Genomic DNA, 17,083 nt, shown 5'->3' on the forward strand with positions numbered 1-17,083 from the left:
ATAAATTTCAGGAAAAATATTTATTATTTCCTATTTAATTAAAATAGTTAATCTTGTTTTCTTATATATATATTCATTACAATGAGTTATCTATAATGTTCTAAATTGCAAGACTAATTTCTACTCATTATTAATTCTTTCATTTTTGTGCCATTAACATCTTTTTCCGATATAGCAAAATATTGATCCTCTAAATACTCCAGTTCAAATGTACGAACATCATAATGGACCCAAGTACTTGCTATATTGCTCTTATCTTTTCCTTTTGTAGGATGATATTTTTTCTCGCTATTCTCTAAACCAATTCCATTCTTATGAAACCATCTATATTCGGCATTTGTCTTATCTGTCAAAAGATCTCGCACTAAATCGCAACAGTCGATACGTTCATTAGCTGTATGTATATTTTTAGCTTTTCCTTTTTTAAAAATATGTATATCAAAAGCTTTACCCATATGATTAGTACTATATCGTTTATAATAGTTATTATTTTTCCAACATCGATAACCAGAATAAACACAATCAAGTTTTAAATTATTATATTGCCCATCATTTTCAATATAAAACATGATAGTTCTTAAAACCCAAAATAATGTTCTATGAATACCTGGGTATTCATACTTTCTATACATTTCGCTTATTTTTTTATTTTGCTTTTGCTCTTTATAATTACCCTGACCAAATCCCGAACATGCATTTGACTTTATTAAACTTGAACATGGACACTTAGCTTCCTCTAAAAAAGTTCTTACTGAATATTTCTCTTGAAATTCATCAATTGCTTCAATCACTTCCATATCAACAACACCAGTTTCTTCAACAAGCATATAATCACGTTGGAATTGTTTTATCATATTTTCAGTTCTTTCAGTAAATTCATCTGTTGGTACATTTCCACCAAAACCAGCGAGTCTAATATTAATTTCTCGAATAATTTCATGTTTATCTCCTTTTCGGAAAAGAATTTTCACTCCATTGAACTGATTTATCAATGTAATTGGATGAATAAACCATGCTTTACCATCATCAGAAAGATTGCTTAGTGCCGGTGTTTTTGGGGTTGGTTGGGATTGTGCGACTTCTCGCCACCAAAGGGAGGGTTTAATACGTTGCTCTTTTTCCAACTGCCAAATTGAATTGGTTTTCTCATGCACGTCATCCACCATACTTAAGGCATAATCTCGCTTATAAGGTATCGTTATGTTATTTTCATCTAACTGTTTTTCAATTAAATTTTTTTGTTTCTGTTTTTCCTCCTCAAATAAATCATCTATTTCATTCCATTTGGTTAGCGCTTCGTCTGCATACCATTCACTTTCATATTTTATTATTAAGTGACCTATCATTTCAGCTGTCCAACTGTTGCGAAGGCCGTCTTTCAGATATTCAACAGTAAAAGGTGGCAGTGCTTTTTTTCGCTGAACAGAATATAAAAGGGATTGAGTCAATATTTTATGCAGCTCCTTCATTGAATCGGTATAATCTTCAATATCTAATGTCGCTGCTCGGTTGTCGTTGACTTTAGTATAAAATTCTCCCACAGCAGCTTTTTCGATTACTGTCTCAAATCCTTGCCAATGCCAAATGCTTATTCAGATGAATATTTATAATGTTTAAGATATTAATGAATGCCAGATAATAAGAATATTTCATCTGTTAACCATTAATTCTTTCCTTATTTTTGAAAAAGTTGCGTTTAAAAAAACACAACTTTTTCTCTGTAATCATCTAACTTTTTTTATGTTATTCTTCCAAATCCAACTTTCTGGCTAGTGAGCGAGTTGTTTTTCAATATCGGTTATTTCTTGTTTATAATTTTGGATCAAACAAAACATAACGTTAGATAAATAAGGATCGGTCTTTCTCCTATTACCAGTAACTGGAGGTGGTAATTCTAAGCAATCTGAAGCCATTTTTTGCTGTATTTTTGAATAAGATTTTTTTATTGTATTGTTATTTTTATTTAGTAAACTGATTTTTTGTTTTAATCTACTATTGTAATGGTTATAAACATCTATATAGCAACTATAATATTGTTCTGTGTCATACTTATCTTCACATGACTTAAGCTTTTTATGATCGATTTTTGTGACTGGTTTATTCAAAATAATATTGAATTGGTTTGGATAAATAATTTGATACAGTTCCCCATCTGTAACATTGAGTAACATATCTTGAAGTACAAACTTCATTTTTTGATTATCAATTTTATAGTGTTTCCAAAACATTGGAAAAATACCTTCTTCTACCTCTATCAAATATAATGTATATATCTCGCCCTGTGGAGATATAAAATAACGTTGATAAGCTACCCCAAAATCAGAAAGGTAAATAGAATTATTAGCCAAATAAACCTGATCTTTTACGATATTATCTTTAACTATTGATAGATATATACCACCACCAAAAATAGTAACGCCGGATTCAATATCATTATCTTCATTATCTTCTGACATACTTAATGTCAGTTGAAAATCTTGTCCGTTATAGATGATTACTGGCTCTTTATAAATAAATTTATATAATCCTTGAAAATCAAATTTGAGATTATTTAAAGGGCAAAGTTTATCTATTTCTTCTCGTTTTGAGTCACTTAATTGCCAATAATTTGGTGGATAAGTACAATCTTTTTCTAATTTATTCATGTCGATTTTTCTAAATAATGGATCGCCACGATATTTGTCTTCTATTTGATAGTGCTGACTGTAACAGTAGGAGCTGAATAGTAAACAAAGTGGTACTAGATAATGTGAGTATTTCATCTGTTAACCATTAATCCTTCCCTTATTTTTGAAAAAGTTGCGTTTAAAAATCACAACTTTTTCTATGTAATCATTTAACTTACTGGCTACAATATGATTTAATAAAAACACTACTAACCATTATGACATTTCACTATTCCTTTTCTATTACGATGTTCACATGATACAGATTCTAATAATTTAAAATGCCCTGTATTATCAATTTTATAATGTCGCCATTTTTCTATATCATAAGTTGAATCATCACCAACATAATTTAACAGCCAAATATTTTTGAATTCGTTATCAATATAGTAATATTGTATGAAAGCGGCCGATTCTAAAATATTTTCCTTATAGATGGGTAAACGGTCTATTAATTTATTATTTTTTTCAATATTCAAATATATTTCGTATTCAAATTCTTTTATTTGATTTCTAGTAAAATAGAATTTATCTTTATTTTTCTCAAAACTATATTCTTTTTCGGCGTCTAATTTATTTATTACACTAGCAAAATATATACCTAACTCTGTTAATGGACATTTGTTATAACTATCATACTCATAAGTACCATCAGCAGGATAATCACACTCTTTATTTATTTTTTTAACAATTTTTTTATCACTTAACATTGAGTGACCTAGCAAATTTAATGGTTGATTTAATCCTCTATACGTGGCTGATGATAATCTGTCTTTTTCTAAATTTTTTGAAAAAATAATTATATATCCTGGTTCGGTCATAAATACCATAAAGTTTCCTGTTTTTATTAAGGCGGTAAAATCCTGTTTAGAGCAGGGCGAACCTTTATCATTTAAGTCATTTTTTATTATGTGAATTTGGTTTTCGATTGGGATTTTTTCTTCTGAAAAAATTTTCTGGTACTTGTCTACTTGCTCTGGCGACTTCCAATACGATAATGGTGTAACGATTTCGTTCATTGCACCCTCTGGAATAGTGCAAGCTTTGTCGATTACTACCTCTTTGTCGGTTATTGTTAGTTTCGTTTGCCAATATCTATATATTAATCGCTCTCTTTCAAAAGTTGGCTCTCCGCCCAAGACAGTATTTTTTGAAACTTTATAAAAATACCATTTTTCGGGTGGTTCGGTTGCATAGGCGTAGCTTATTAACAGAGTTGACACAATAGTAATTTTTAAAATGATTTTTTTTAATTTCATAATTATTTTTTATTGTTAATAATCAATTATGTATATTTTGATAATTAAACTTAATTTATATGTATTTTTTCCATTATGCTTTGCATGTAAAGTAAAAATAGAATAAAGTTAATTATTAACTTATTTATTAACTAACTCAAATTTTCCTGTTTCGGGATTGATTTTATATTTAACCCAATCTTCCGCTGTTTTGGTTCTTAAATCATAAATAAAATACAGTGTCCATAAATTATAATTTTCTAGATAGTACAGTTTTTCTACCGCCAAACTATCATTTGGATCATTTTTGTATTCATAACATATTATAGAGTCTACTTTTTTATTATTTTTATATGAAATTAAGTTGATAGTTATTAAAAATTCGTTTTGAGTTTCTTCTTTTTTTAATTTTAATTCAATGTTATTCTTAAGTTTCGATATAGTTATTTCATCATTGCTTAGGTCACGAAATTGCTGATAATAACTTTTTTGTATCTTTGAAAGTGTACATTGGTTATTGTCTTTTTTACAAGTTCTATTCACAGATTGTACAAATTGTTTTCTTGATATTAATTTTTCTCCAGTAAACGAATTGGTTATTATAGTTTCATTACCTTTAGTCTTTGCCTCTACTATTTTAATATTACATTCAGCAAATACTGTTATTAATAGAATGATTGGGATATAAATAAAATTTTTCATATTTTTATTTCCTTTATAGAATCTAGTTTAAATTCTGAATGTAGATGAGTATTATGCAGTTCACCATCTTTTTCTTTTCTTGCATTATCAAATTTTTTCTTATCTTTTCCTGTTATTTGTTCATTAAAATTAAATTTATGCATGGCATTAATAAATTTTTGTTCATCTTTATCATTTAAATAAAGAGTATCAACGCTTTTTCCATTTACATGTTCAGAACTAGGAAAACAAGACCCTTCTGCAAAACAACTACCAGTAGTTGTTAACTGCAAACCGGTTTCAGCTAAAGCACCAATAAAACCAGCTAAAGGGCCTGGTCCTGTATAGCGTCTTTTCGTATTAGAAAAACTATACCTAACCTTAACATTACCTTTATTGTAATTGATTTCATCTGGCATCCTAACTATTTCGACATTTTTATTCAAAGCCTTATATAGTCGCCAAATCAATTTTTTTTGGGGATGATTACCATATTCTGCAATATCTCCATTTTTAAATTTTACTCTTTTTTGAGTATCTCCTTCATTTAAATTTTCTTTATATTCAATAATATTTGGATCTTTTCTATTCGGCGCGCTTACTATTACACCATCTGCTTTCTCCTTAGTAGTATGCCAATCACAAATACATATTTCATGTTCATTATTCTTTTCATCATGATAAACATACTTATATTTTTGCTCGTAACCTTTCGATATTTCCTGTGGTATGTGTTTTTCAATTTTTCCATCGTGATAAATATGATATGTCACTATACCTGGATTTATCAATTCACCCAGCATTGATACTGGATGAATAAACCATGCTTTACCATCAGCAGAAAGATTGCTTAGTTCAGGTGTTTGTGGGGTTGGCTGGGATTGTGCAACTTTTCGCCACCAAAGGGAGGGTTTAATACGTTGCTCTTTTTCCAACTGCCAAATTGAATTGGTTTTCTCATGCACGTCATCCACCATGTTTAAGGCATAATCTCGCTTATAAGGTATCGTTATGTTATTTTCATCTAACTGTTTTTCAATTAAATTTTTTTGTTTTTGTTTTTCCTCCTCAAATAAATCATCTATTTCATTCCATTTGGTTAGCGCTTCGTCTGCATACCATTCACTTTCATATTTTATTATTAAGTGACCTATCATTTCAGCTGTCCAACTGTTGCGAAGGCCGTCTTTCAGATATTCAACAGTAAAAGGTGGCAGTGCTTTTTTTCGCTGAACAGAATATAAAAGGGATTGAGTCAATATTTTATGCAGCTCCTTCATTGAATCGGTATAATCTTCAATATCTAATGTCGCTGCTCGGTTGTCGTTGACTTTAGTATAAAATTCTCCCACAGCAGCTTTTTCGATTACTGTCTCAAATCCTTGCCAATGCCAGGGGCTGATTCGTTTAACGTGCTCTTGAGCATCTTTTTTGATGTTTACCCAACCTTTTATTGGCATACCCTCTTCATTTCCTGCGGTCACATTTACCCATATTGAACCCGTACTTTCATCTTCTATAGCGATTAAATTCTCATTACTTAATGAATTTAATGACACCGTCCGTGGATAATGTACTGTGTTATCTTTGGTTAAGGTGGTAATTTTTTATCTGATGGCCGTTTTAACTTTGGTATCGGTAAGCTTTTTAATGCCTCAATATGGTCTTTTTGGCGTTGATTATGCCCAATATAACCGATAAAATCACCACTTGAAATCGCAATCGGTGATTTTAATACCACAATGTCATTGAATTTTACAGGTTTAAACGTGAATGAAGTCAGTGAGGTCACTTTGACATAACCTTTATGCGGTGCGTCTGAACTGCCATTTTCTTTTACTAATAGGTTTGGAACGTCACAATCATTAATTTTACGAATTTTAGCGTATCCGTTTTCTTGCCCATCTAATTCAATTGTTGCTTTTGGTGGTAAATAAGTCAATTTTTGTTTGTCATCTGCAGCTTCGTATACGGCTATTCCCTTTACGTTCACTTTTAAAATTCCCTGCAATATTTTTATAATTTTTCTATTTTTCAATGTGTTGAATTGATTATTGCTAATATAATTTGATAACCAAGTATTATGAAAGTCTTCTCTAATAGATGGTTATATAGAAAATCAGAAGACGAAAATAATCTATATTCCGCCTAGTAATAGAATTTTTATAAAAACTTAGAGCAATAGGGCGAGTTTACTTTTTTATAATACTTGAGTTCATTTTTAAAAGTATCTGCAATTGCATTGTTAATATTCTCTAACACAACCAAGCAAATAATTGGATAAATTAAGTCTTTTATGCTTTGATCTTTTTCATCCTATAAAATCATATATCCTAATAACAATTATAATCTTAGAGTTGGTAATTTGATAATTCAAATTTTAATCATCATAACTCAATAAAATCTAAATTTTCTTTATCTATTTTATAATGAAATGTATTTACTGAATCAATATGGTCGCCATATTCATCTAATGATAGTATGTAGATATCTCCATCATTATCAATATAGTAATAGTTACTACTTAAATATAAAGCAGCAATAGTGTTATAAGAATAGCTAGCTAATATAATTGTACTTTTGACTTGTTGTTTATAAACTAACGATAAATTCACTTCATATACAATTTTATTGAATGAAATATCAAAGTAATTGGCTGTTTCATCTTTTTTACTGTTCATAACAAGTTCAAAATCTCCATCCTGATAGATGGTCTTTTTTTTATCAATCAAATCATAGAGTTTAGTAAAATCAAATTTTGTGGTATTTAAAGGGCAACGTTTTCTATCTAATTCTCGTTCTTCATTGGTAAGTGTCATACTGGCTTCATAATCTATTGTGCAATTATCAATTAGCTCAGATAAATTAATATTTTTAATAAATGGAGCACCAGTATATTTTTCATCAATCATATAAGTGTCACTATAACAAAATGATGTATATATTAATAATAAAAAACCTAAATAATAAGATCTTTTCACCATCTCTCCTTAGTTATAAATAAAATTGAATTAATCAAATAAACATTTTTTGATTTTATCTGTTATTGATAACTGCTTCTTCGATTTTTTCAAAAATACCAGAACTACTCATCTGATATTCAAATTTTGTTAAAAAATTAATATCACCTGCTTTTAAGTTATTATCATGATCATCAATAAGCATTTGCTCCATCTTATTTACTGTTATTCGTCCATTAGCTTGTATTTTAAAATCACTCCACCTTATTGCTTCACCTTCAGCATTTAGCCGTTCATCTAAGGTTATAGCATCAATAAAATTTCCTTGTTTATCATAACTATTTAATTGAAAGAAAAATATTGCATCATCGCCATATCTTCCATATACCATATAAACAATACCCTTATATAAAATATTTTTATAATTAAAATGAATTGCAGGATAAAAAAAAGAATTTTTATAAGTGAATTGAGCTAATTTGGGTGTATAGGCGTATTCTTTAGCCGAAAACCTCATTGGTATTTTAGGATTTGGAGATATAAATAAAACATTGTTGTCACCTTTCCAATAGTAATATTCAGTTGTTTCATTTGATGAGTAAGGTAAGTTTATTTTTTTATAATGCTTAAGTTCATTTTTTATAGTATTTGCAATTGCTTTATTAACGTTTACAAACACAATAAAACAGATAATAATCAGATAAATTAACTGTTTCATTCTTTGATTTCCTTAACTTTCTTCATATCATAATATTGAACATGTAAATGATGTTCGTGATTTGTAGTTTCTTTCGGAATATGGTTCAAAAAGTGTTTCTTTCCTTTTAAGGTATAACTCCAACCTAACATATTTGTCCAGCCAAATTTATACAAAGCATTAATCCACTGATTTTGTCTATCAACATCCAGTTCTTCAGGATTAAATTTGATATTAAGACTTGATCCTTTCCCTTTATATAGTTTCTTATTTTTCCTTAAATATTTGAAATCTCCATGATAACCATTGATATGGCTTGCACTAACACCTGATCCACCATCTTTGGTACTAAAACCGTTACAACTGATATCAGTAAAATTCACTTCAAGCATTGCGCCAAAAAAGCTTGCAAGTGTATCACGATTCATAAAAAAACGAGGATCTTCAAAGCAATCCACATTAAAACAATACGTTAATCCATATTTTTCGTATTTTTGAGTTACTTCTCTTAAATCAATAAGATGAATATATTCAGTATTACCATATCTTTTATCAGACCTCGATAAATACTTATTTTTTATTATAATAAACTCATAAATACCTAATTGATGAAGCTTACTGTTTTTGTCGTGATAGACATATTTATATTTATTTTTATATTCTGTATTAATATTCTCGGGAATATGTCTTTCAATTCTGCCATCGTGGTAAACATGATATGTCACTATATCTGGGCTTATAACAAATCTACCCAGCATTGATACTGGATGAATAAACCATGCTTTACCATCAGTAGAAAGATTGCTTAGTGCCGGTGTTTGTGGGGTTGATTGGGATTGTGCGACTTCTCGCCACCAAAGGGAGGGTTTAATACGTTGCTCTTTTTCCAACTGCCAAATTGAATTGGTTTTCTCATGCACGTCATCCACCATGTTTAAGGCATAATCTCGCTTATAAGGTATCGTTATGTTATTTTCATCTAACTGTTTTTCAATTAAATTTTTTTGTTTTTGTTTTTCCTCCTCAAATAAATCATCTATTTCATTCCATTTGGTTAGCGCTTCGTCTGCATACCATTCACTTTCATATTTTATTATTAAGTGACCTATCATTTCAGCTGTCCAACTGTTGCGAAGGCCGTCTTTCAGATATTCAACAGTAAAAGGCGGCAGTGCTTTTTTTCGCTGAACAGAATATAAAAGGGATTGAGTCAATATTTTATGCAGCTTCTTCATTGAATCGGTATAATCTTCAATATCCAATGTCGCTGCTCGGTTGTCGTTGACTTTAGTATAAAATTCTCCCACAGCAGCTTTTTCGACTACTGTCTCAAATCCTTGCCAATGCCAAATGCTTATTCAGATGAATATTTATAATGTTTAAGATATTAATGAATGCCAGATAATAAGAATATTTCATCTGTTAACCGTTAATCCTTTCCTTATTTTTGAAAAAGTTGCGTTTAAAAATCACAACTTTTTCTATGTAATTATCTAACTTTTTTATCATTTTTATAATTTCATACTTTCAAATCCAACTTCCTCGCTAATGAATGAGTTGTTTTTCAACACGTGATAACTCTACTTTAAAGCCTTTTATTTCGCATGAATATAGATTATCAAGATAGCGATCAAGCCCATCATCATCAAACGGAAGCGGAGTAGCTAAACATTTTTTATCTAATTTCTGTTTGAATAGTGAAAAACGATTTTTTTTATCTTTTTGTTTTTTAGTCAATAACTCCATTTTTGATTTTAATTGATCTAGATAATAACGATAGACTTGGGAGCCAAAACACCCCTCACTTGTTTCATCTTTTAAACATTTTTTAAACTCTTTATCTTTATAGTTGTCCGTATCATTAGGTTGGCTTAGTTTAAAAAAACTATCTGGTAAGCTAATTTTAAAATATCTAGTATCAATTTGAATTAGCTTAAACTTCATAGTTTGTGTATCGATTTGATAATGCTTCCATATTGTAGGTAAAATTCCATCATCAGATTCTCCTAAATATAAAGTATATATATCGCCCTGTGGAGATATATAATAACGTTGATAAGCAACGGCATCATTGGAAAGATAAATATGATTGTCAGCTAAAAAAATCTGATCTTCTACAATATTATTTTTAACTATTGATAGGAATATATCACCACCATAAATAGTAGCACCGGATTCAATAACATTATCTTGATTATCTCCATTATCTCCATTATCTTGATTATCTTTAAACATACCTAAAGTCAGCTGAAAATTTTTTCCGCTATAGAGGATTACTGGCTCTTTAAAAATAAATTTATATAGGCCTGCAAAATCAAATTTGAGATAATTTAAAGGACAAAGCTTCCGTATTTTTTCTTGTTTTGAGTCGTTTAATTGCCAATAATTTAGAGGATAAGTACAATCTTTTTCTAGTTTATTTATATTGATTTTTCTAAAAAAAGGGTCGCCACGATATTTGTCTTCTATTTGATAGTGCTGACTGTAACAGTAGCTGCTAATTAATAAACATAATGGTGCAAGATAATATAAATATTTCATAATTTTATTCCTTAATTTCTTCAATTTTGGAGAGTGAAAATTCAGCATGAAAATGACCGTCATGTAATCCTCCACCATCAGCAACGCCGTTTAATTTTCTAAATTCAGCAAAATGCACATTTTGACCAACTAGAACTTTCTTAAAAAATAACAGCATCGCTTTTAAAAAAGCTTCGTCATCTTTATATTGTTGAGATGTATGTGGATGATAATTGCGCGCCCGAACTTTTTTACCGTTTATTTCGACTGTTTTGTATCCGTTAGATGACTTGTAGGTAAAATCAATACTCATACCATTAATATGTAAAACACTTGGAAAACAAGAGCCCCATTGAAATGCACTTCCTGTGGTAGTAATGCTTTTATTACAAACCGCAATACTGCCTAACATTGCAGCAAATAATCCTGGATTCGCATAACGTCGTTGGGAATTACTAAAACTATATTTTATATTGAAATTGTCAAATTGTTTATCTAAAGTATCGGGCATTTTTAATAACTCTACCTCATTATTGTTTACACCAAATACACGCCAAGTATATGGATTATCAAGTTTGGGGTTAAAATATTTACCATGTTTACCCCACTCAGCAATTTCTCCATTGGCGTAAATGATACGGTAATAAGTGTCACCATCACTTACATTTGAGGCAGTATCTCCGTGACCTGGGGTATAAAAATTTTTGGCTGTATTTGGATTAACTACTTTACTGTACTTTTCTTTAATTTTGAAATATTGCAAGTCACAAACTTTATGCTTTAGTCCATTATTATCAATAATAATATAACGGTATTTATTTTTATTCTCTTCACTGATAAATGAGGGGATATATTTTTTTATTTGACCATCTAAATATATATAATAGGTGGCAATGTCTTTTTCTAAAGAAAAAGAAAAATTAATCAATGTAATTGGATGAATAAACCATGCTTTACCATCAGCAGAAAGATTGCTTAGTTCAGGTGTTTGTGGGGCTTGGTTGTTTGATGATTGGGCTTGCTGGGATTGTGCGACTTCTCGCCACCAAAGGGAGGGTTTAATACGTTGCTCTTTTTCTAGTTGCCAAATTGAATTGGTTTTCTCATGCACGTCATCCACCATACTTAAGGCATAATCTCGCTTATAAGGTATCGTTATGTTATTTTCATCTAACTGTTTTTCAATTAAATTTCTTTGTTTTTGTTTTTCCTCCTCAAATAAATCATCTATTTCGTTCCATTTGGTTAGCGCTTCGTCTGCATACCATTCACTTTCATATTTTATTATTAAGTGACCTATCATTTCAGCTGTCCAACTGTTGCGAAGACCGTCTTTCAGATATTCAACAGTAAAAGGCGGCAGTGCTTTTTTTCGCTGAACAGAATATAAAAGGGATTGAGTCAATATTTTATGCAGCTTCTTCATTGAATCGGTATAATCTTCAATATCCAATGTCGCTGCTCGGTTGTCGTTGACTTTAGTATAAAATTCTCCCACAGCAGCTTTTTCGATTACTGTCTCAAATCCTTGCCAATGCCAGGGGCTGATTCGTTTAACGTGCTCTTGAGCATCTTTTTTGATGTTTACCCAACCTTTTATTGGCATACCCTCTTCATTTCCTGCGGTCACATTTACCCATATTGAACCCGTGCTTTCATCTTCTATAGCGATTAAATTCTCATTACTTAATGAATTTAATGACACCGTCCGTGGATAATGTACTGTGTTATCTTTGGTTGCAGGAGGTAGATTATCAAGTGATAATGGAAAATTATTCCAATAAGGAATGGCGTTATTGAATATTCCAATTTGTCCAAATAAGTGAGAGACATCTTTTGACGCTACCCAATAATGTTTAGTATCCACACAAAAACGTATTTTGACAGATGAGCTAGTGTGATCAATTTCAATCAGTTCAACCTTATCTGGAATATCTGAAATGGTTAACTGCGGATAAATGTCATTATATCTATTTTTTAACCAATATCTTTGGTCGGCAGTTAAATTAATTTCTTCATTCTTATTCGACAACGAGCCCGCAAGTTCTTCAATATTTATCAATCTATATCGTTGTGTTATTAGATTATTTTCAGCATAGTATTCCTTTGAATTTAAAGTATATTCCAGATTAATTTTAACGTAATAATTATCTTTATCACTAATAAACTTTATCCCTAATCCTGAATTTAAGTTACCATTTGCTTTTGATTCTTTTATCAATCTTGCCTTTTTTTCAACTAGAACTAGATTTTTTTCACTTTCCGGTAAACTATCGGCTAATTCTCGTGTTTTGGTAATAAATGTTGGTAAATCATCACAGGTAAATAATTCAACATGTAACAAAGGCGGTAATTTTTTATCTGATGGCCGTTTTAACTTTGGTATCGGTAAGCTTTTTAATGCCTCAATATGGTCTTTTTGGCGTTGATTATGCCCAATATAACCGATAAAATCGCCACTTGAAATCGCAATCGGTGATTTTAATACCACAATATCATTGAATTTTTCAGGTTTAAACGTGAATGAAGTCAGTGAGGTCACTTTGACATAACCTTTATGCGGTGCATCTTCACTGCCATCTTCTTTTTTTAATAGGTCTGGAACTTCACATCCTTCAATTTTACGAATTTTAGCGTAGCCGTTTTCTTGGCCATCTAATTCAAATGTTGCCGTTAGTGGTAAATAAGTCAATTTTTGTTTATCATCAGCAGTTTCATATACCGCTATGCCCTTTACCTTCACATTTGACCTGCCAACAGTGTTATTGTCTTCTTTTAAAACTTCATAATCTTGATTGGCATCAGCTGTGTTTCCGGTTGGTAGCGGCGATAGGTCCTTATGCCAAACATAACCGGTAATATTACCTAATTGTTGTTTAAATTCGGTTGTGGTTACCAATGTCCCTTTTGATATCGAAACAATTTTATACCAGCCTGCTTTTTTGTGTTTTTCACCTAAACGAATCTTACTTCCTTTTAACAACAGGCCAACCACTTCGGTTCCTTTGCCATCGGTTCTAATTACACTACCACAAACCGTATCCCCCTTATTCTCGTCAGCTTTTCCTGATTCAAGGTTCCAATAGTGAGGATATTGTACGTTTGTTGTTTCATCTTTCATTTTTCTCTGATAACCATACCAATCGAGCTGATGCATATACAAACTGTATAAGGTTAAAGTTAGGCAAGTCATCACAGGTAAAACATTCAAGATGAAAATTTGGTCTAAATTGGATTATCATCTTTAATCTGAAGATCTTTTCCACCAAGTGGTAAACGCATCGCCTTCAATCCATTTAATTATTTTTCCGTGTTTTTTACTGTTATAACTTATTTTAAAAAAACTTATTGTTTCTTCACATTTTTCTATATTGTCAGTACCCCAAATTTCATCCAAGATTGTAACAAAATCGTGTTGTACTAGGTACATATCTGTTGCTGAGCGATCAGTTGGTTTATTATAGAGTTTTGTTTTTTCATCATATTGTATATAAGATGTAATATTCCTTTTTATTGTCGATTTGTTTAATAATGCCGATAAGGCCTTTTTATTATAAAACTTGATATTCCCCTTGGAATCAATAATATCCAGACCAATAAAACATTCTGGAATAGCAGGATCACCCATTCGTTGATAAATTTTATCTTCTGACTTAAATCGGTATTCTTTTCTCTTGTTTGCTATAACAACCGTATATTTATTCAACTCATAATCTTTTATCGATGAATAACGACGGTAAAAACTGATATCATCGATTTTACCAATAAAAATATCAAATTTTTTGTATTGTAGACTCTCCTTACTTTCTGTAAAGTTTGAAAAATCATATGCTGATTCTAAATAAGACTCAGGAATTAACTCCTCAAATCTCTCATCTCCAAAACCATCTTCGACAATTTGCAAATCACCACAATAGGAATAAGTAAATTCCATTAAATTCTTTAACCTTTTATTGATATATATACAATTGACCATTAGATTATTATCTTTAATGATTATTGGCATATAAGCTGAGGTATATTTAATAAAATAAAAGAATACTGGTTTATGTTTATCATTCCATTTTGTAAACATGATAGATCTATTACCGGCCAGTCCAATAACATTTTTATATGTTTTATTAAAATTTTTGCCATGTATTTCTAAAATACCGGGTGTAGAAAAAAACACATCATCTTCATCTTCATCTTTATCTTCACATAAGTAAGAAGTGAATTTATAAGGTTGAGAGTTAATATTAAATTGATAATCTCTAACAAAGGTTTTATTGGTACAAGGCTCCTCGGCGTGACAAACCATACTGATTGTTATCAATAACAGTAATAAAAGAATTTTTTTCATATTAAAATGCCTCAATCAAATTTGATGTTTGCCTAAGTATTGCCTCAAAACATTCAGCATTTTGCGCAATATACTGAGCATAATTTTGGCCATTAATTACATATCTCGCGAGTTTGTAATCAATCTTATCTTCATTAATGTACTTTGATAATTTCTTATTAGAAAAAATGCCATTTATTGAACCCCAGATTAAAATTGGTACAGCATAATCAAGCTCAGCAGCTTTATTTGGTTGATTGATAAAATCAACATTCAAATATTCACTCGCTTTTTTGTAATTTGGTTTCCAAGTCATCTGCGCCAAACCTCTACCTCGATATTTTGAACCATCCCCTTCTTCTGTATTACCATTACTCTTTGCATTATCTCTTAGTGCTGGCGTACTCGCTAATACAGGATCATACTCACGACCATCATTACGCTCTACAAATGAATCAAACTCCTTAGCATAGGTAGTTTCCCAATGACCGGTTGCTAACATATAAGATAGATAATAAAGATTGGGAGGATATTCGGCGTTTTTCCGAAAGAATAGATTTATTCGTTTAAGTATTTCTCGCAATATCTCTATTGATTCTTGATCATATTTAGGCTCCTCTGTTTTAACTTTTCCAGTGCTAGAAACTTTGAAAGCTTTTATAATTTTATGATGCTCTAATTTATACATAGCAATAAAATTTTCGACATCAATCAAATCATTAGATATAACAATCCCTAACATTGCCATCGGATGGATAGACCATACTTTGCCATCTCGATTTAGTTTGGCTTGACTTTTAACAACATCACTCCACCATAATAGTTTTACAATCTTCTCTTTTTCTTTCTCCCATTTCATTACATCATTTTCTAGTGCGGTTAAATTTTTATAACTTTCCTTTTGCTTGTCATTAAGCTTTTGCTTTGGATTGTCTTTATAATCAGCAGGAAATGTACTAATAGTTTTTCTGTCTTTTTTGTGTTTATACGCCTCAAATAAATCTGTTGATTTACCAGTTTTATCTAAATAAGCATTTAATTTTGTCTCATCACCCGTTTGTAAATAACCCAATAAATTTTTATTATTTTCATTCATTTCACTGTTTAATTCTTCCCATTTCGGCATTTTACCCTCTGCATCTATCTCACTATACCATTCACTTTCATAGTGAATAAGTAATCGCGTAAGCGCTGAGGATAAATGCGGTTTAATAACGAGTCCATTAAAGCTTTCGGTATCAATCTTTGCATATTTTTTTTGATCCGGATGAAATTGCTTATCTAATATCACTAAAGTCTCTTTTAAAATCGGTTTGTACGATTCAAGGGCAGCATTATCTCGCGCTAAGGATTTTTCTATCTCTAAATAGATTTCTTTTAGAGATGCCGTTTCTTTAATCTGCTTAAAGTCAAACCAATCCCAACTACTGTACTTTTTCACCTTTTGGTTATCTATGGCAACCCAACCTTTGATTGCTGCTTGCCCTTTTTTTGACTTCTCAATCCTGTACCAAGCCTTACCTTGTTCGTCTTCGGCTTGATTGTCTCTTGATTGAAATTGTTTATCACTCAATTTTAATAATAAAGGTATAGCAACACTACTGGTGCTACTCGACAAGTCGCTAAATTGCAGAGGGTGACTAGTCCAAGCCTCTGTTTTTTCATCCAAGCTTATTTCACTTTTTGACATTATATCTTTGTTGTTTTCAATCCATAATGTCTTTTTTTCCGTTTCGGAGGTGGTGATTTCGATTTGTAACCATTTAATATTTCGTCTTTTACTTAGGATTTTTAGTTTTGTATCTTTATAAGGTTTGCCTACGTTAGTATCTGCTTTTTTGGCTGCCACCAACAATTTTGCTTGCTCCGATATGGCTAACAAGGTTTTATCTTTATCAGCTATCTTACTGGCTTCGGCTTGAGTTTGTGCAATAAAGTTAGGCAAGTCATCACAGGTAAAACATTCAAGATGAAAATTTGGTCTAAATTGGATTATCATC

Annotated in this window: 13 protein-coding genes; all 13 read right to left on the reverse strand. The window is 30.7% G+C overall.

All coding sequences use genetic code 11. The annotated features are described in order from the left end of the window. Positions 1–113 precede the first annotated feature (113 nt). Positions 114–1,541 (reverse strand): peptidoglycan-binding domain-containing protein, encoded by a 1,428-nt coding sequence (locus AC5LXI_RS03655; protein ID WP_493443571.1) that lies wholly within the window; start codon positions 1,539–1,541, stop codon positions 114–116. 228 nt (positions 1,542–1,769) lie between these two features. Then, positions 1,770–2,762, reverse strand: a complete 993-nt coding sequence (locus tag AC5LXI_RS03660; RefSeq protein ID WP_493443572.1) for a hypothetical protein — start codon at positions 2,760–2,762, stop codon at positions 1,770–1,772. A gap of 113 nt (positions 2,763–2,875) precedes the next feature. Then, on the reverse strand, positions 2,876–3,925 hold the full coding sequence (locus tag AC5LXI_RS03665; protein WP_493443573.1) for a hypothetical protein: 1,050 nt from the start codon (positions 3,923–3,925) through the stop codon (positions 2,876–2,878). Positions 3,926–4,045: 120 nt separating this feature from the next. After that, positions 4,046–4,606 carry a hypothetical protein gene (locus AC5LXI_RS03670; RefSeq protein WP_493443574.1) on the reverse strand — a complete coding sequence of 187 codons (561 nt, stop codon included), beginning with the start codon at positions 4,604–4,606 and terminating at the stop codon, positions 4,046–4,048. Next, a complete protein-coding gene (locus AC5LXI_RS03675) occupies positions 4,603–6,144 on the reverse strand; it encodes a hypothetical protein (protein WP_493443575.1) in 1,542 nt (513 codons plus the stop codon). The genes AC5LXI_RS03670 and AC5LXI_RS03675 overlap by 4 nt, the downstream gene beginning before the upstream one ends. Before the next feature lie 32 nt (positions 6,145–6,176). Beyond that, on the reverse strand, positions 6,177–6,578 hold the full coding sequence (locus AC5LXI_RS03680; protein ID WP_493443576.1) for a hypothetical protein: 402 nt from the start codon (positions 6,576–6,578) through the stop codon (positions 6,177–6,179). Positions 6,579–6,972: 394 nt separating this feature from the next. Beyond that, positions 6,973–7,566 carry a hypothetical protein gene (locus AC5LXI_RS03685; RefSeq protein WP_493443577.1) on the reverse strand — a complete coding sequence of 198 codons (594 nt, stop codon included), beginning with the start codon at positions 7,564–7,566 and terminating at the stop codon, positions 6,973–6,975. Positions 7,567–7,621: 55 nt separating this feature from the next. Next, the gene (locus tag AC5LXI_RS03690) at positions 7,622–8,263 is read right to left on the reverse strand and encodes a hypothetical protein (protein ID WP_084390397.1); all 642 of its coding nucleotides are present in this window, start codon (positions 8,261–8,263) and stop codon (positions 7,622–7,624) included. Then, the gene (locus AC5LXI_RS03695; RefSeq protein WP_493443578.1) at positions 8,260–9,549 is read right to left on the reverse strand and encodes a hypothetical protein; all 1,290 of its coding nucleotides are present in this window, start codon (positions 9,547–9,549) and stop codon (positions 8,260–8,262) included. Before AC5LXI_RS03695 ends, AC5LXI_RS03690 begins: the two co-directional genes overlap by 4 nt. Positions 9,550–9,787: 238 nt before the next feature. Beyond that, on the reverse strand, positions 9,788–10,783 hold the full coding sequence (locus tag AC5LXI_RS03700; RefSeq protein ID WP_493443579.1) for a hypothetical protein: 996 nt from the start codon (positions 10,781–10,783) through the stop codon (positions 9,788–9,790). Between the two features lie 4 nt (positions 10,784–10,787). Further along, the gene (locus AC5LXI_RS03705; RefSeq protein ID WP_493443580.1) at positions 10,788–13,919 is read right to left on the reverse strand and encodes a hypothetical protein; all 3,132 of its coding nucleotides are present in this window, start codon (positions 13,917–13,919) and stop codon (positions 10,788–10,790) included. Between the two features lie 87 nt (positions 13,920–14,006). Then, positions 14,007–15,104 (reverse strand): hypothetical protein, encoded by a 1,098-nt coding sequence (locus tag AC5LXI_RS03710; protein WP_493443581.1) that lies wholly within the window; start codon positions 15,102–15,104, stop codon positions 14,007–14,009. A 1-nt stretch (position 15,105) separates the two neighbouring features. Further along, positions 15,106–17,082, reverse strand: coding sequence for a hypothetical protein (locus tag AC5LXI_RS03715; protein WP_493443582.1), 1,977 nt, complete (start codon positions 17,080–17,082; stop codon positions 15,106–15,108). Position 17,083: the final 1 nt, after the last annotated feature.

It is taken from the genome of Gilliamella sp. LMG 34361, from assembly GCF_984569075.1.